This window comes from Rhodococcus sp. SB1D (genome assembly GCF_048573875.1).
GTDB classification, from domain to species: Bacteria; Actinomycetota; Actinomycetes; order Mycobacteriales; family Mycobacteriaceae; genus Rhodococcus_F; species Rhodococcus_F qingshengii.
Map to the genome: position 1 here is coordinate 793,227 of NZ_JBMAIQ010000001.1, position 15,578 is coordinate 808,804.

Genomic DNA, 15,578 nt, shown 5'->3' on the forward strand with positions numbered 1-15,578 from the left:
GTCAGCAGCGCGCCGTGCGCGCTGCTTTGAGCAGTGCGATGTCCATGGGGGCGACTTCGGCGTTTGCGGGTTGCTCGGCCAGAGCATGCAAGATCGCGGTGGCGTCGGTGTTGGGGGTCAGGGCGCCCTTGTTGTAGGTGCCGAGAGCCAGGTCGACGGTGTCGTCGCCGCGGCCGTCCTGGACCAGTTCGGCGCAGGGGGCGACCAGCCAGACGGAACTGGCGGCGGCGAGGCCGTTCGCTCCGAATCGGATCTGACCCTGGCACTCCATGTTCTGGTCGACGTAGACGGGGTCGTTTCCGACCTGGACGTCCGGCGCGCTGGAGAAGCCGAACTCGCTCAGTTGCGCTGCCACCTGGGCCGCCTGGCCGTGTTCACCGTTGGCGTTGAACACACGAACCTTGGTGGCGGCGAGGGGAGCGGGATCCACGTCGAGCAGCTTCGAGCGGTCGACGACGGTTCCCAGCGGTAGTGGCGCCGCTGCCGAAGGATCGGACGAAGGTTGCGGCAGGTTGCAGGCGACGGTGTCACTGACTTCCGCCTCGGCGCTCAGGATGCGGACCCACAAGACACTGCCGATCAATGCGAGTACCGCGAACACGGCGATCACCGGCCACGCGCGCCGACGGCGGAACGGACGTCCCTGGTCATCGGTAGAGCTGCCTTCGGTGATCAGAGAAACCACGGTATCCCTCGACTTTCTTGACGAAACTTCTACTTCGCCATCGGGCCGAGCGGCGCCGGCATGACGTTCGGTGCCTACCTTAGAGGGCCTGTGTGACGAGACAGCCGAAGCGAGGCTCGACGCGTCGAGTCCTTGTCGATTGCGAAACGGCAGTTGGCCGATTACCGGCCTGTTTCTACCCGGATTCGGCCCGAAAACATCGTGGAAAGGTCACAGCTTGCTCTTGCCTTGGTGACAATTCGCAGTCATTTTTCGGAAATTTCCGATTCGGTTACTACTTTCGTGCTCACGTCGGCTACTGTCTGGCGGCCCAGGTCGTTCAACTGGGCATCGGCCGGACGCCGAAATGACAACCAAATGAGGCGCAGATCACGTTCTCGGAAGGAACTTCCGGGCACTAATTCCGGTCCTGCAGCGTTATGCAGCGACAGGGAATGATCTGGATGCCACGGCGGTTTCCATGCGCATCAAGGATCTACCGGATTCTCGGCGCACACGGGACCGGGATACACGAAGAGGATGGGGTAGACGAGATGGCAACTGACTACGACGCACCGAGGCGTACAGAGTCCGACGAGGTTTCGGAGGACTCGCTCGAGGAGCTGAAGGCGCGACGCAACGAAGCGCAGTCAGCCGTCGTCGACATCGACGAGACGGACACCGCGGAGTCCTTCGAGCTGCCGGGTGCCGACCTTTCCGGCGAGGAACTCTCGGTTCGAGTTGTTCCGAAGCAGGCAGACGAGTTCACGTGTTCGAGCTGCTTCCTGGTTCATCACCGCAGCCGCCTGGCCAGTGATGCCAACGGACAGCTCGTATGCATGGACTGCGCTGCCTGATCTCCCTTCCCGGTGGTCGACCCGTCAGCGCGAGGGTCGACCAAGGGTCGGGAAGTACTGCTTTGCTGTGACCGCGCTGGTCAGAGATCCAGCGCAGCCAGCAGATCAGCGGGACGACGTGTGCTCACCAACCAGTACGGCGTGGGATCCTCCGGGTCGTCGAGCACGATCAACACCATTGTCTTGACCCATGGGCGATGCTGGACGAACGCCGACGGATCGAGTTGGCGCCCCATCGCAGCACTCTTCGCGGAAGCCGGCACTGCTGCCGCCCGTGAAATCAATTCGACCGGCAGGTGGGCTCTACCCACGTGCAGTTCCTTCACCCCTGCTGTCTCCACTACCTCGACGCGCATCCGGCTGAGCCAGAATGCCGCCCAGATCGGGATCGGGAGTAGTACGACGTACGCCAGGTACGAGAGAAGCCCCGGGCGGCCCATGTGGACCTCGGCCGCGAGGAGTCCGGCTACGGCCAACCCGGCGATCCACCACCAGATCGGCACCCACAGGCGCTCGGAGTACAGCGTCGTGGACGGGGGCGTTGTGGTGGCGACGTCAGGTCGAGATGTTTCGGGCACCTGTCAAGGATAGTCCGTCGCTACGAGTAGTCTTGGCCCACGTGAGCGACCATCTCTCCATCGCCTTGAAGCGACTGGATCCAGACCTGCCCGTTCCACAGCGTGCGCATCCCGGAGATGCGGGTGTGGATCTGTGCTCCACCAGCGACGTCACCATCGAACCCGGCCACCGAACACTGGTCGGAACGGGGATCGCGATCGCTTTGCCGGTGGGCACCGTCGGGTTGATCCATCCGCGTTCCGGACTCGCCGCCAAATCGGGACTGTCGATCGTGAATGCGCCCGGAACCGTGGACGCGGGATACCGGGGCGAACTCAAGGTCTGCTTGATCAATCTCGATCCGGCCACAGCCATCGACATCCGCCGCGGTGACCGAATCGCTCAGCTCGTGGTTCAACGAGTCGAACTTCCGGTTTTCGAGGAAGTCGAATCGCTGGACGACACGACCAGAGGAACCGGAGGCTACGGTTCCAGCGGCGGGCACGCGATACTCGATACCGATGCGCCTGGCGCGGTAGTCGGAGAGGGAGTCTGAATCATGTTCGGACGCAAGAAGAAGACAGACGTCGACGAGGAAACCACCAGCTTCTTCGGTGACGAGAACGACGAGTCGGTGGAGATCGACGAGGTCGAAGACGATCTCGAAGTCACCGGCGACGAGTTCGGTGGCGAATCGGAAGGCCCTTACGACATCTCGGAGATCGATTCCGACGATCCGACGGCAGGCCGTGACGGTCAGCGTCTTGATCTCGGTTCCGTTCTGGTGCCGATGCCGACCGGCGGGCAGTTGCAGGTCGAGATGGCGCCCAACGGTTCGCCGCAGGCCGTGCACCTGGTCACCGAGCACGGCCGCATCACGGTTGCTGCCTACGCCGCCCCGAAATCGCCCGGTCAGTGGCGTGAGGTCGTTGCCGAGCTCGCGCAGTCGCTTCGCGACGACAATTCCGCGGTGAGCGTCGAGAACGGCCCGTGGGGCCGTGAACTGGCTGCTGTGACGGCCAACATGGACCTGCGGTTCATCGGCGTCGACGGTCCCCGGTGGATGGTGCGCTGCGTGGTCGCGGGTCCGAGTGGATCCACCGCCGCGAACGCCCCTCTGGTGGCAATCGCACGGGACATCTTGCGTGACACCGTCGTCAACCGAGGATCAGAGCCGCATCCGGTGCGGACACCGCTGCCCGTGGTGCTCCCGCAGGTGCTCGCCGAGCAGTTGGCGGCCGCACACGAGCAGCAGTTGGCGGCAGCGCAGCAGCAACAGGTCGCCGCCCAGCAGCAACAGCAGTCAGCACCGCCCGCTCCGCCGGCACCTCCAGCACGGCCGACCCCGCCGCCTCGTAGCGGCGAATCCGGTTCTGCCATGCAGCAATTGGGTCAGTAACAGGATTTTCTTCAGGCGCTCGCGGTGGTATCGGATTCGATCGCCGCGAGCGCTTTGATGCAGGTGGACCCGAGAACCGCGGGGTCGCGCCCGATCATGTCGAGCGTCGTCGTGGCGACTGCGCCGCGGGGGAGTGAAGCCGCCCAGGCCTGCGCCACTGACGCGGGATGAACCGGATCGTCCATCGCCGACGCAATGCCGACCGGAACGCCTACCGCCCGTAGCGCGCTCTCGCCGAGTGAGTGGTACGACGCCGCCTCGTCGAGCGCAGCCGGGAGATCGGGCCACTGAGAGCGCCAGGAGCGCTCGAGTTCGGCTCCGAGCCACGCCGGACTCGACGCGAGCATCGCAGCGATCACCGACTCCAAGCCTTCGGAGCGCAGTTGCCCGGCGGTGAACCGCGCGCTCGCTGCTGCGGGGGCGTCGTCGGCCGAGCCCGTCCAGGCCGGAAGCGCTGCCAACACACTCACGGTTCGATCGGGATTGTCGGCGGCCCACTGAAGTGCAACGGCCGCTCCGATCGAGACCCCTCCGACGATGATTCGGCCGTGCGTGTCCGCGGCTCTGTCCATCGCGTCAAGATAGCCGTCCACGACACGCCGAGGGTCGGGTTCAATTGCGACGATGCGCACACCCAGAGCCTCCAGCGGCGCCCGGAATGCGCGGTCCGCGAAGTGGGCGTCAGAGCCTGTACCTGGGAGAACGACGGCAACGGTCGCCAATTCCGAGTTCTGCATCTCTTGATCTTGCCCGGTGCCCCCGAGGCGCGGACTGACCGGTGTGGTTACACGCTCGTAATGGGTCTACAGTGGCGATCACACAGCCCTTCACGTGACGCGAAACCCTTGCGTCACACATGTTCGCAGGAGCGCGCAATGGCACCCGCCGCCGCAGGATATTTTCGTCGACTGACCCAGCGTCTGACCGAGGACGTCGACCAGTTGGACGCCCAGGAGATGGCCGAGTCCAACAAGGCTTCCGGAGGTCAGAAGGCATGCGATTGTCGTCGCGGTGAAGAAGTCACGATGGTGGGCCGACTCCGCAGCGTCGACGCGTGTCCCAAGTCGGGAAATGCCAGCATCGAGGCCGAGTTCTTCGATGGCACCGAGGTGATCAATCTCGTCTGGATCGGGCGTCGCCGGATCCCGGGAATCGAGACCGGTAAGACCCTGCTGATCCGCGGTCGTGTGGGCGAGCGTGACGGTCGCAAGGCGATCTTCAACCCTTACTACGAACTGCGCGGCGAATAGGCGCGTTTCCCGCATTTACCGTGCAACTCGGTGACTGTGGCACCCTCGACAGGTGACTGAAACACAACAGCGATCGGTAATCGACCAACTCGGCGGGCTGAGTGGTCTGATCTATTCGTCTTTGCCGATTCTGATTTTTGTCCCGGTCAACAGCATCTGGAATCTCACCGCGGCAATCTGGGCCGCATTGGGCGTCGCTGTCGCTATCGCGGCCTGGCGCCTCTTCCGCAAGGATTCCCTCCAACCCGCTATTTCCGGTTTTCTCGGAGTCGGAGTTTCCGCATTCATCGCCTACCGCACCGGCGACGCCAAAGGATATTTCCTCTTCGGTATCTACACGAGCCTCGCCTACGGTGCGGTCTTCCTGATTTCGATCCTCGTACGCTGGCCCCTCGTCGGAATCATCTGGGGTTATCTCAACGGGCACGGCAATCTCTGGCGCAAGCACAGCTCCGCCGTCCGGCTCTACGACGTCGCGACGGCAGCGTGGGCGTTGGTCTTCGGTGCGCGGTATCTCGTTCAGTCACAGCTCTACGACACCGACCACACCGGATGGCTCGCAGTCGCGCGTATCGGCATGGGTTGGCCGTTGACCGGTTTGGTGCTGCTCGTGACGGTCTGGGCTGTGCGTAAGGCCGATCGCATCGTCGAGCCTGAACCGGTTGTGGAGCCCGAAAGCAGCGAGCCCACCGCCACGGACGCAGGGTCCGAAGAGGTGGGCTCGGTGAATCTGACGAAGCCGCGCGAAGACCGCGATCTCAGCTGATCAGGTCCTGGTACTCGGGGTGCTTGTCGAGGAACTTCACGACGTACGGGCACACCGGATGAACCTTGAGGCCGCGTGCTCGTAGGTCGTCCAGAGCCTGGCGGACGAGAATCCCGGCCAATCCGAAACCTTCGAAGGCGGGGTAGATCTCGGTGTGGTTGAACGAGACGACGTCACCGGAGGTGGTGTAGTCCTCGATCCCGGCGAGGTCGCCGTCGGCATGGATCTCGTACCGGCTCTGGGCCGGATTGTCGGTGACTACGGTGTTTTCGGGCGCTTGTGCCATGTGATTCCCTTTCGTCGTCAGTGTGTTCGTCGGTCAATTCTCCAGGCGGAGTGCAACGCGCAACTGATCCTCGGCGTCGACGGCCGCAACGAAGAGCAGTTCGTCCCCGCCTTCGATGGGATCGTCCATCTGCGGGACGATCACGCGTCCGCCACGCAGGATGGTGACCAGTGCGCAGTCTCGCGGAAGTTCGAGTTTCTTGACGGCTTTTCCGGCAAGAGGTGTGTTGTCGGGCAACGTGATCTCGACGAGGTTGGCCTGTCCCTGCCGCAATGTCATCAGTTTGACCAGGTCACCGACCGAGACGGCCTCTTCGACGAGCGAAGCGAGCATCCGCGGTGTCGAGACGGCGACGTCCACGCCCCAGGACTCGTCGAAGAGCCACTCGTTGCGGGGATCGTTGACGCGGGCGACAACTCGGCGAACACCGAACTCGGTTTTCGCGAGCAGACTGAGGACCAGGTTTGCCTTGTCGTCTCCGGTCGCGGCAATCACGACCTCGTACGACTCCATCGACGCGTCCTCGAGTCTGCTGAGTTCGCAGGCGTCCGCGTGCACCCACTTCGCCTCGGGCACCGACTCCGGTTCGATGTGATCGAGTTTGCGTTCGATCAGCATGACGTCATGTGAGCTTCGAATCAGCTCTCGCGCAATGGAACGGCCTACGGCGCCGGCTCCGGCGATGGCGACCTTCATCGAGAACTTCCAATCACGTTGTAGTGCAACACAGTCGCAGTCTTGTTGTGGGGGGCGGCGTACGGATCAGTCATCTGCGGCCTCCCTCAGTCGTCGCTCGGCGGCGGGTTGCCGGCAAGTGCGACAGCTTCGGCGACGGTTCCCGACACGGCGGCGATGTAGACCTGATCGTCGGCCTGGATGACAGTCTTGCGGTCGGGGAGAATGCCGGTCCCGAAGCGGATGATGAAGGCGACTCTCGAACTGGTCGCGCCCTCGAGGAGCGCAATCGGCTTGCCCGCCCAATCCTCGTGCAGGGCAAGTTCGGTGATGGCGACAGTGCCCGAAGGATCGCGCCACTTCGCAGTCTGACTTTCCTTGGTCAACGTGTGCAGGAAACGATCCGTCGACCACGGCACGGTGGCGACCGTGGGAATGCCGAGTCGCTCGTAAACGGCGGCACGCTTGGCGTCGTAAATACGTGCGACGACGCGTTCGACGCCGAAAGTCTCGCGTGCGACTCGCGCTGCGATGATGTTGGAATTGTCTCCCGAGGACACCGCGGCAAAGGCGTCGGCCCGCTCGATTCCCGCCCGGACCAGCACGTCACGGTCGAACCCCATTCCCAGAACCTTGGTTCCCGGGAAGTCGAGATCGAGACGCAGAAACGCACTCTGATCGCGGTCGATGACGGCGACCTCATGTCCGATCCTGGTCAGAGACGCGGCGAGGGAAGAACCCACTCGACCGCACCCCATGATGACGACATACACGCCCTACTCCGTTCATGGACCCTCATGGCGCGATTGCACGCCGAATCGAACGGTACAGCCCCTCACGGGAAGAGCAAGTACAACGGTCGCTCGCGTGCCGGTTGTCACGACAAAAGGTGAAGTTGGGGCTCTGATGACTCCGAATCGGGCGAGACGGCTTACGCTTTGCACGTGTCTAAGCTCTCGACCGCTACCAAGCGGCTCCTGCTCGGTCGGCCGTTCCGAAGCGACAAACTCGGGCACACGCTGCTACCCAAGCGAATTGCACTACCGGTCTTCGCGTCCGACGCGATGTCGTCCGTCGCGTATGCCCCCGAAGAAATCTTCCTGGTTCTCTCCGTCGCGGGTATTTCCGCGTATGCGTACACCCCCTGGATCGGATTGTCCGTCGCCATCGTCATGGCTGTGGTGGTGGCGAGCTACCGCCAGAACGTCCACGCATACCCCTCCGGTGGCGGCGACTACGAGGTCGCGACGGTCAACCTCGGCCCGACCGCCGGTCTGACCGTCGGTAGTGCGCTGATGGTCGACTACGTGCTGACGGTCGCCGTGTCGATCTCGTCGGCGGCGTCGAACATCGGCTCGGCTCTGCCGTTCGTCGCGCAGCACAAGGTGTTGTTCGCGGTTGCGGCGATCGTGTTGCTGACCGCGGTCAACCTTCGCGGTATCCGTGAATCGGGGACCGCGTTCGCAATTCCGACCTACGCATTCATCGTCGGCATGTTCCTGATGCTCGGGTGGGGATTCTTCCGGATCTACGTCCTCGGCGAGGATGTGCACGCGGAATCGTCGTCGTTCACGCTCAACGCCGAGGATTCGCATCTGTACGGAATTGCCTTCGCGTTCCTGATCGCCCGCGCATTCTCCTCGGGCTGTGCCGCACTGACCGGCGTCGAGGCCATCAGCAACGGCGTACCGGCGTTCCAGAAGCCGAAGTCGCGCAACGCTGCCACGACCTTGCTGCTGCTCGGGTCGATCGCCATCGTCCTGCTGATGGGCATCATCATCCTGGCTCAGAAGATCGGCATCGTCTACGCACACAATCCGCAGGAACAGCTGGTCGGAGCGCCGGAGGGCTACCATCAGAAGACCTTGATCGCGCAGATCGCCGAAGCCGTGTTCAGTGGTTTCCCGATCGGTTTCTTCTTCATGGCGATCGTCACGGCACTGATCCTGGTTCTGGCCGCGAACACCGCGTTCAACGGATTTCCGGTACTCGGATCGATCCTGGCGCAGGATCGGTACCTACCGCGTCAGCTGCACACGCGCGGCGACCGACTGGCATTCAGCAACGGAATCCTCTTCCTCTCCGGTGCTGCGATCGCATTCGTCGTGGTGTTCGGCGCCGAGGTCACCAAGCTCATCCAGCTGTACATCGTCGGCGTCTTCGTCTCGTTCGTGCTCAGCCAGACGGGCATGATCAAGCACTGGACTCGGCATCTGAAGTCCGAGACCGACAAGGCGCAGCGGGCCCGTATGCAGCGCTCGCGAGTGATCAATTCGATCGGTCTGGCAATGACCGCCACCGTCTTGATCATCGTTCTGATCACCAAGTTCGCTGCCGGCGCATGGATCGCCATCGTCGCGATGGTCGCGATCTTCATCGTGATGAAGATGATCCGCAAGCATTACGACAGCGTCGCAGCCGAGCTCGAGGAGCAGGAGTGGGACGGCGTACTGCCCAGCCGCACGCACTCGATCGTGCTCGTCTCGAAGTTGCACATGCCGACGATGCGAGCTCTCGCCTACGCGCGAGCCACGCGACCGGACACCCTCGAAGCCATCACGGTCAACGTCGACGAGCCGGACACCCGTGCACTCGTGCGTGAGTGGGAGAAGAGCGACGTGACGGTTCCGCTCAAGGTGATCGAGTCGCCGTACCGCGAAATCACCAAGCCGGTTCTCGATTACGTCAAGCGTGTACGACGCGATGCTCCGCGTGACGTCGTCACCGTCTTCATTCCCGAGTACGTCGTCGGACACTGGTGGGAGCAGATCCTGCACAATCAGAGCGCGCTTCGTCTGAAGAGTCGTCTGCTTTTCCAGCCCGGCGTGATGGTGACCAGCGTTCCGTGGCAGCTGAGTTCGTCGGCAAAGGCGAAGCCGCTCGACATCGAGAAGACCGCAGGTGCCACGCGTCGCGGTTACGACACCGGCGAGAAATGATCACCGGCGAAAAATGATCGGCAACATCGAAATGGCAGGCGTAGTTCGTTGAGTGAGAATTGGACCGGACAGACCTTCGAGGTCGATCTGGGCAACCCCGGTCACGGCGGGTTCGTCGTCGCCCGGCACGAGGGGCGGGTCGTGTTCGTCCGTCACGGTTTGCCGGGGGAGCGTGCGCTGGTCCGGGTGACCGAGGACAAGGGCGGATCGTTTTGCCGCGCCGACGCGATCACCGTTCTCGACGCTTCTCCGCATCGGATCGATCCGACATGCCCGATCTCCGGCCCGGGCGGGGCGGGCTGCTGCGACTACTCGCATGCGGATCTGAGCGTCCAACGTGAGATGAAGACCTCGGTCGTGCGGGAGCAGCTTCTGCGACTCGCTCGTGTCGAATCGGACGTCGAGGTAGAGGAACTGCCCGGAACCGGAGACGGAACGGGTTGGCGCACGCGAGTCCGGTTGGCGGTGGACGGGCACGGTGTCGCCGGATACCACGCGTACCGCAGCAACCGGATCGTCACAGACCTGCGGTGCACCCAGATCGATCAGAGCGCGTACGACGGTCTCGGCGGTGCGCAGTGGGCACCAGGTAGCGAGCTGCAGGTTGTTCTCGACGCTGCCGGCGAGCGGCACGTCGTGGAAATCGCGGCACCCGCGGTGTCCAAGACGGGACGGCGGACGCCCGGGCGACGCGGCGCGATGGCACGCCGAGCGGCAAGCGGCGGCCCGCGAAAGGCCCGAGTTGCCATCGGATCGGACACAGTGATCGAGCGCGTCGGCAGTCGAGAATGGGCGCTGGCTGCGACCGGTTTCTGGCAGGCCCATCGCGGCGCTGCGGCCGCGTACTCACAGGTGGTCGGGGAGTGGGCCGGAGCCGCTACCGCGGACACGGCCTGGGATCTCTACGGCGGTGTCGGCGTGTTCGCAGCTGTGCTCGCCGAGCTTGTCGGGCCGTCCGGCGTGGTGGAGTCCGTCGAATCTTCGGCGCGTGCAGTCGCGGACGGGCAGGCAGCGCTGTCCGATCTCGGTCAGGTGCGCTTCCACAGCGCCCGCGTCGAGAACATCATCGCGGATCTGGAGCGTTCGCCTGCTGTCGTCGTGCTCGACCCGCCACGTGCGGGAGCCGGCCGTCCGGTCGTGGAAGCTCTCGCCGCAACGGGCGCTGAGCGGATAGTCCATATCGGGTGCGACCCGGCGTCGTTCGGTCGCGATATCGGCCTCTACCTGGAGCAGGGCTTCAGAATCGGTGGCCTCCGGGCGTTCGACGCGTTCCCCCAGACTCACCACATGGAGTGCATCGCGCTTCTCGAACGCTGAGACGTCCCGAAATCTTTCCCTGAAACGGTGTGACGCTTCTCGCGTTCACAACAGTTGCTTGCATTACGCAACTAATCGTATAGTTTCGTTCTGCAAGTAGTTTTCCGTTTTCAAGTCACGGCTCGTTCGGGCCACTCGAATTCAGGGGTAGGCAATGTCGGTACAGCCGGAGACGGCCCAAGCGCTCGTCGACACGATCTTCATGTTCGGCAGATCGCTGCGAGCCGCGGTCACCACCGGTGCAGACAGCCTGCTGCCGCCTGCGCTGGTCAGTGTGTTGTTCATGCTGGCAGCGCGTGGGGAGTGCCGACAGAACGAATTGGCCGTCGATCTGTGTGTCAGTCAGTCGTCGCTCAGCCGACAAATGTCGGATCTGGTCGACGCTGGGTATGTCGAGAGAAATCCCGATCCGGCTGACAAGCGGGCGTTCCGCATCCGAGTATCGGAAGAGGGACACGACGTTTTACGGAGAACCACGCAGCGGCGTGCGGCGCGTTTGCGCAACATGCTCGAAGACTGGAGCCAGGAAGAGGCCATGGCCGCAGTGACATCGCTGCAACGTCTCAACGAGACGTTCGGCGCATCGAATCGGCAGGCCTCACCGGCAGTTCCGCACACGGGCGTAGAAAGTATTGGGAGATAAGGCACATGGCAGCAACAGTAGGAGAAACCCGGGCAAGTACCGGAGGTGACGGATCGGCTCGCGAAGCGGGCGCGATGACTCACCGCGAAATTCTCGAAGCACTCACCGGACTCATCGCAGCGCTGTTCACCGCGCTGCTCAGTAGCACCATCGTTTCCACAGCGCTTCCCACGATCATCGGTGAACTGCACGGAACTCAGACGCAGTACGCCTGGATCATCACGACAGCGTTGCTCGCCACCGCGGCGTCGACGCCGATCTGGGGCAAGCTTGCCGACCTCTACAACAAGAAGGTCCTGGTCCAGACCGCGATCGTCATCTTCGTGATCGGCTCGGTCATCGCCGGCGCGGCGCACAACGTTCCGTTGCTGCTCGGTGCGCGTGTCATCCAGGGCATCGGTATGGGCGGTCTGACCGCTCTCGTCGTAGCCATCATTGGCACGATCATCCCGCCGCGAGATCGCGGTCGCTACTCCGGATACATGGGTGCGGCCATGGCCGTCTCGATGTCCGGTGGACCGATCCTCGGCGGCGTCCTCGTGGACACTGCCGGCTGGCGCTGGTGCTTCTACGTATGTGTTCCGCTGGCAGTCATCGCATTGTTCCTGCTTCAGCGCACACTGCACGTCGAGACCGTGAAGAAGGACAACGTCTCCATCGACTGGATGGGCGCCACCTTGCTCACCGCCGGTGTCAGCGTCCTACTGATCTGGGTTTCGTTTGCCGGTCAGGACGACTACTACGCCTGGTTCTCGAAGGAGTCGGCCTTCTTCGTCATCGGTGGTCTGGCCCTGCTCGGCCTGACGATGTTCGTCGAATCCAAGGTCAAGGATCCGATCCTGCCGATCAAGATCATCACCGAGCGCACAACGGCTCTCGCGATCATCGCCTCTATCGCAGTTGGTGTCGGCCTCTTCGGCGCGACGACGTTCCTGACGCAGTACTTCCAGACCGCACGCGGATTCGATCCCACCGAAGCCGGATTGCTCACCATTCCGATGGTCGCAGGCATGCTCGTCGCCTCGGTCGGCTCGGGCCAGCTGATCACCAAGTTCGGTCAGTGGAAGCCCTTCATCGTCGCCGGCGCAGTTCTGCTGCTGGTCGGTTTCGGGCTGCTGTCGACGATCGACCACGCAACCAGCCTGTGGACAATCGGAATCTTCATCGCCATCGTGGGTCTCGGTACCGGCATGCTGATGCAGAACATCGTTCTCGCCGTGCAGAACACGGTCAGCGTCGAGAACATCGGCGCGGCCAGCAGTATCGTGGCGTTCTTCCGCACCTTCGGCGGCGCGATCGGCGTGTCGGTGCTCGGTTCGATTCTTGCGACCCGCGTCAAGACACTGACAGTCGATTCGGTCTCCACCTTGCCGCCCGAGCAGCAGGCAGTAGCTGGAAAGAGCCTCCAGGACGGCCTCGACCTGAGCAATATGCCTGACTTCGTCTCGCAGATCGTTCGCTTCGCCTACGGCGACGCAACAGGACGGATCTTCCTGGTCGCAGCTGTCGTCGCCGTGGTCACGCTCGTGTCGGTCGTCTTCATCCCGAACCGTCCGTTGCGCACCACCATCGACATCGCGACTCCTGACGCCGAGCAGAAATACGAAGAAGAGCGCGAAGAGAAGAACGAAGAGAAGAACCTCACTCGCTGATCCGCATGCCCGGCTGGTCTACCGCCGGCCGCGTCTTCTGAACAGTTCTGTCACGCCATAGCCCATCGAACGCGGACCGAGATCGATTCTTCGATCTCTCCGCGTTCGACGGCTATCGGGGCCGAATCCGCTTTCATCGCCGCGACACGTCCGCGCATCGGCACGATCTGGTCGAAGTCCTCGAGCACCTCGAGGACTTCGACCAGATCTTTGTCTGCCAGGTCCGCGAACTGTCTGGCTTTCGATTCGGCTGCCGTCCAGGCCAATTCGCGTGCTTTTGTCGCCAGATCGCTGCGGTCGTCGAGGTCGAACTCGAGCCCGTCGAGCCGTATCGCGTCGCCGCCCACCGATACACACGCCGCGATGACGGCGGCGGGGGAGTTCGCCGCTTCCGGCTCCAGCTCTCGCAGTACGACTCGGAAAGTTGTCGATGCGGTGAATCCTGTTGTCTCCTGGCGGCCTCCGTCGCTCCAGTGAGTCTGCGGATGGACGCTCAGCCCGGCGGTGGTGAGGTCCGCTCCGCGCACACCGCGCGCGTGCAGGGTCTCGGTCAGCGCAGTGGACAGACGCGCGACGGCGTCGAATGCGTCGGAAACGGCCGTCTGTGTCACCGATACTCCGATCGTCAATCGCACGATGTCGGGAACAGCTGTTGCAGTGGCAGTTCCGGTCACCGTGACAGTGGACGGCTCCGAGGTGAAGGCGGTGGTGGGCACGTGTGGTTCCTATCCGATTCGTCCGGCGGATATGACACTCCGCAACATCAGGTCCAATTGCTCGTAGGCGCCCGCAGCCAGTCGTTCGAGAAGCGCAAGTTTCAACTCGGGTGCCTGTGCGGTCAGTTCTGCATATCGCTCCGGAGTCAGCACGGCCACGGTGACCGTGGAATCGGCGCGGATGTCGTTGAGGAACGGAGTGTCGAGGAACATCGTCATCTCGCCGAACGTCATTCCGGCGGAGAGCGTCGTGATGCGGTGCTCGACCCCGTGCGCGTCGGTGAACATGGTGCTGACCTGGCCACTGAGAATCAGATAGAACCCCGAGGCCGCTTCGCCTCGGCGGGCGATCTTCTCGCCGCGGGCATAGGTTCGCGTCTCCAGTTCTGCGGAGAATCCCTCGATCTGCGCCGCGGACAGAGCATCGAGAACTGGGTGGTCCTCGATCGAGATCGTCGACGCCTGCCGATCGGCCTCACAATGCACCGCAAGCAGCGTGTCTTCGCACCACTGCATGGCGGAATCGAGATCCGCAAAAACCCGACCACTTCTTCTGGCGGGGTCGATGCTCGAACTTCGTTGTCCCAGCAGTCCTTGCGGATCGACGACGGCCACAGCACAAGCCTGCGCGGCCAGCTGAACCTGCAGCGCAGTGATCATGCGTACCGCGACGTCGCTGGCGTCGTCGACGCGGCGGACGTCGATGACGACAACTTCGAGGCCCTCGTCCACCGAGCCGATTTCGCGGACCGCCGATTCGGCACCGGTGAAGAGGAGATCGCCGTGCAGTTCGTAGACCCGGCTGCGCTTGCCGACGTCGTCGAGCACGGCTTGTTCGGTCGGGGTGCGTCGTACTCGCGACGGTGCTTCGATGACGCTGTATCTGGCCCGGATCGACGAGCGTGACGCCCGCGTCACGTGGAGGAAGTGCAGTTCGAGTTCCTTCGACAGTGCCCGGGCAGAAGCAACTCCGCGAACACTGTTGCCGTGAACGTCGAGCCTGGGGGAGTACACGGCGATGCCGATCTGGCCCGGCAGAACCGCCAGCACTCCGCCGCCGACACCGCTCTTGGCCGGCAATCCGACCTCTACCAGCCACTTGCCGGCGCCGTCGTACATTCCGCACGTAGCCATGACGCTGAGGACCTGTTCGACGCCTGCGGGTGCCAGCGCGCGCTCGTGGGTGAGCGGATTGACACCGTTGTTCGCCATCGTCGCAGCCATCAGACTCAGGTCGCGGCAGGTCACGTCGATCGAGCATTGACGGAAATACAGGTCGACGGCCTCGTCGGGATTGCCGGTGATGACGTCGAAGGATCGCAGCATGTGGCCGATCGCACGGTTGCGGTGACCGGTGCGGGCCTCGGAGGTGTAGACGGCTTCGTTGAAGGTCAGCTCGCGGCCTGCGTATCGCGAGTACGCCGAGCGGATGCGCTCGAAGCGGGCCTCGGGATTCGGTCCGGCAACCAGTGATGCAGCGGTGATAGCCCCGGCATTGATCATGGGGTTTCGTGGCCGTTCGGTGAGCGGGTCGAGGCTGATTTCGTTGAACGGCTCGCCGGATGGTTCGACGTCGATTTTCGCGGCAACCGCCTCGCTTCCTCGATCGGCGAGAGCCAAGGCGTAGGTGAAGGGCTTCGAGATCGACTGAATGGTGAACGGGATTCGCGAGTCACCGATCTCGTAGACGTAACCGTCTACGGTGGCGATGCAGATTCCGAACGAATCGGGGGCGACCGCCGCGAGTTCGGGGATGTAGTCGGCCAACTCGCCTTCGTCGAGTGATCGGACTTCGTCGAACACTCGCGTTATCAGGTCGTCGACCACAGTTCCCATACGTCGACCTTAAGCTGACA

The 15,578-nt window shown here is 63.2% G+C and carries 17 protein-coding genes; 9 read left to right on the plus strand and 8 right to left on the minus strand.

The genetic code is table 11. The features are described from left to right. Nucleotide 1: 1 nt before the first annotated feature. The gene (cei, locus tag ACN50D_RS03745) at nucleotides 2–685 is read right to left on the minus strand and encodes an envelope integrity protein Cei (RefSeq protein WP_003942618.1); all 684 of its coding nucleotides are present in this window, start codon (nucleotides 683–685) and stop codon (nucleotides 2–4) included. A gap of 533 nt (nucleotides 686–1,218) precedes the next feature. On the opposite strand from cei, the gene ACN50D_RS03750 reads away from it, so the two are divergent. Further along, on the plus strand, nucleotides 1,219–1,521 hold the full coding sequence (locus ACN50D_RS03750) for a DUF4193 domain-containing protein (protein ID WP_003942593.1): 303 nt from the start codon (nucleotides 1,219–1,221) through the stop codon (nucleotides 1,519–1,521). Between the two features lie 80 nt (nucleotides 1,522–1,601). Here the strand turns inward: ACN50D_RS03750 and ACN50D_RS03755 are convergent, their stop codons facing one another. Further along, complete coding sequence (locus ACN50D_RS03755) at nucleotides 1,602–2,099, minus strand: DUF3093 domain-containing protein (protein ID WP_003942596.1); 498 nt, start codon at nucleotides 2,097–2,099, stop codon at nucleotides 1,602–1,604. A gap of 41 nt (nucleotides 2,100–2,140) precedes the next feature. On the opposite strand from ACN50D_RS03755, the gene dut reads away from it, so the two are divergent. Both dut and ACN50D_RS03765 read left to right on the plus strand, forming a co-directional pair. Beyond that, on the plus strand, nucleotides 2,141–2,635 hold the full coding sequence (dut, locus tag ACN50D_RS03760) for a dUTP diphosphatase (RefSeq protein WP_003942635.1): 495 nt from the start codon (nucleotides 2,141–2,143) through the stop codon (nucleotides 2,633–2,635). A gap of 3 nt (nucleotides 2,636–2,638) precedes the next feature. Continuing rightward, the gene (locus tag ACN50D_RS03765; RefSeq protein ID WP_007732842.1) at nucleotides 2,639–3,478 is read left to right on the plus strand and encodes a DUF3710 domain-containing protein; all 840 of its coding nucleotides are present in this window, start codon (nucleotides 2,639–2,641) and stop codon (nucleotides 3,476–3,478) included. 11 nt (nucleotides 3,479–3,489) lie between these two features. Here ACN50D_RS03765 and ACN50D_RS03770 read toward each other — a convergent pair whose 3' ends face one another. Continuing rightward, the gene (locus tag ACN50D_RS03770; RefSeq protein WP_007732844.1) at nucleotides 3,490–4,215 is read right to left on the minus strand and encodes an alpha/beta fold hydrolase; all 726 of its coding nucleotides are present in this window, start codon (nucleotides 4,213–4,215) and stop codon (nucleotides 3,490–3,492) included. Nucleotides 4,216–4,353: 138 nt separating this feature from the next. Between ACN50D_RS03770 and ACN50D_RS03775 the strand changes: the two genes are divergently transcribed. Continuing rightward, entirely contained in the window at nucleotides 4,354–4,728 is a 375-nt protein-coding gene (locus ACN50D_RS03775) for an OB-fold nucleic acid binding domain-containing protein (RefSeq protein ID WP_003942613.1), read from the plus strand. 52 nt (nucleotides 4,729–4,780) lie between these two features. Next, a complete protein-coding gene (locus ACN50D_RS03780; protein ID WP_003942611.1) occupies nucleotides 4,781–5,494 on the plus strand; it encodes a DUF3159 domain-containing protein in 714 nt (237 codons plus the stop codon). Here the strand turns inward: ACN50D_RS03780 and ACN50D_RS03785 are convergent. The 3 genes from ACN50D_RS03785 to ACN50D_RS03795 all read right to left on the minus strand — a co-directional run bounded on the left by ACN50D_RS03785 (nucleotide 5,487) and on the right by ACN50D_RS03795 (nucleotide 7,228). After that, entirely contained in the window at nucleotides 5,487–5,780 is a 294-nt protein-coding gene (locus ACN50D_RS03785; protein WP_007732853.1) for a GNAT family N-acetyltransferase, read from the minus strand. The genes ACN50D_RS03780 and ACN50D_RS03785 overlap by 8 nt on opposite strands. Nucleotides 5,781–5,813: 33 nt before the next feature. Next, nucleotides 5,814–6,476 carry a potassium channel family protein gene (locus tag ACN50D_RS03790; RefSeq protein ID WP_003942632.1) on the minus strand — a complete coding sequence of 221 codons (663 nt, stop codon included), beginning with the start codon at nucleotides 6,474–6,476 and terminating at the stop codon, nucleotides 5,814–5,816. A gap of 86 nt (nucleotides 6,477–6,562) precedes the next feature. Then, on the minus strand, nucleotides 6,563–7,228 hold the full coding sequence (locus ACN50D_RS03795) for a potassium channel family protein (protein ID WP_003942587.1): 666 nt from the start codon (nucleotides 7,226–7,228) through the stop codon (nucleotides 6,563–6,565). A gap of 171 nt (nucleotides 7,229–7,399) precedes the next feature. On the opposite strand from ACN50D_RS03795, the gene ACN50D_RS03800 reads away from it, so the two are divergent. From ACN50D_RS03800 to ACN50D_RS03815, 4 genes are all read left to right on the plus strand, one after another. Next, nucleotides 7,400–9,394, plus strand: coding sequence for an APC family permease (locus tag ACN50D_RS03800; protein ID WP_007732857.1), 1,995 nt, complete (start codon nucleotides 7,400–7,402; stop codon nucleotides 9,392–9,394). A gap of 48 nt (nucleotides 9,395–9,442) precedes the next feature. Next, nucleotides 9,443–10,711, plus strand: coding sequence for a class I SAM-dependent RNA methyltransferase (locus ACN50D_RS03805; protein WP_211920253.1), 1,269 nt, complete (start codon nucleotides 9,443–9,445; stop codon nucleotides 10,709–10,711). 154 nt (nucleotides 10,712–10,865) lie between these two features. After that, a complete protein-coding gene (locus ACN50D_RS03810; protein ID WP_003942624.1) occupies nucleotides 10,866–11,354 on the plus strand; it encodes a MarR family winged helix-turn-helix transcriptional regulator in 489 nt (162 codons plus the stop codon). Nucleotides 11,355–11,359: 5 nt separating this feature from the next. Then, a complete protein-coding gene (locus ACN50D_RS03815) occupies nucleotides 11,360–13,006 on the plus strand; it encodes an MDR family MFS transporter (protein ID WP_211920251.1) in 1,647 nt (548 codons plus the stop codon). Between the two features lie 50 nt (nucleotides 13,007–13,056). Here the strand turns inward: ACN50D_RS03815 and ACN50D_RS03820 are convergent, their stop codons facing one another. Both ACN50D_RS03820 and glsA read right to left on the minus strand, forming a co-directional pair. Beyond that, entirely contained in the window at nucleotides 13,057–13,722 is a 666-nt protein-coding gene (locus ACN50D_RS03820) for an SIMPL domain-containing protein (protein WP_211920249.1), read from the minus strand. Nucleotides 13,723–13,731: 9 nt separating this feature from the next. Next, nucleotides 13,732–15,558 (minus strand): glutaminase A, encoded by a 1,827-nt coding sequence (gene glsA / locus ACN50D_RS03825; protein ID WP_125051007.1) that lies wholly within the window; start codon nucleotides 15,556–15,558, stop codon nucleotides 13,732–13,734. Nucleotides 15,559–15,578: the final 20 nt, after the last annotated feature.

Excerpts from the sequence above, each read along its gene's own strand:
- ACN50D_RS03790 (WP_003942632.1), bottom strand. The coding sequence starts at position 6,476 with ATGAAGGTCGCCATCGCCGGAGCCGGCGCCGTAGGCCGTTCCATTGCG.
- glsA (WP_125051007.1), bottom strand. The coding sequence starts at position 15,558 with ATGGGAACTGTGGTCGACGACCTGATAACGCGAGTGTTCGACGAAGTC.
- ACN50D_RS03750 (WP_003942593.1), top strand. The coding sequence starts at position 1,219 with ATGGCAACTGACTACGACGCACCGAGGCGTACAGAGTCCGACGAGGTT.
- ACN50D_RS03770 (WP_007732844.1), bottom strand. The coding sequence starts at position 4,215 with ATGCAGAACTCGGAATTGGCGACCGTTGCCGTCGTTCTCCCAGGTACA.
- ACN50D_RS03785 (WP_007732853.1), bottom strand. The coding sequence starts at position 5,780 with ATGGCACAAGCGCCCGAAAACACCGTAGTCACCGACAATCCGGCCCAG.
- ACN50D_RS03775 (WP_003942613.1), top strand. The coding sequence starts at position 4,354 with ATGGCACCCGCCGCCGCAGGATATTTTCGTCGACTGACCCAGCGTCTG.
- ACN50D_RS03765 (WP_007732842.1), top strand. The coding sequence starts at position 2,639 with ATGTTCGGACGCAAGAAGAAGACAGACGTCGACGAGGAAACCACCAGC.
- ACN50D_RS03815 (WP_211920251.1), top strand. The coding sequence starts at position 11,360 with ATGGCAGCAACAGTAGGAGAAACCCGGGCAAGTACCGGAGGTGACGGA.
- ACN50D_RS03810 (WP_003942624.1), top strand. The coding sequence starts at position 10,866 with ATGTCGGTACAGCCGGAGACGGCCCAAGCGCTCGTCGACACGATCTTC.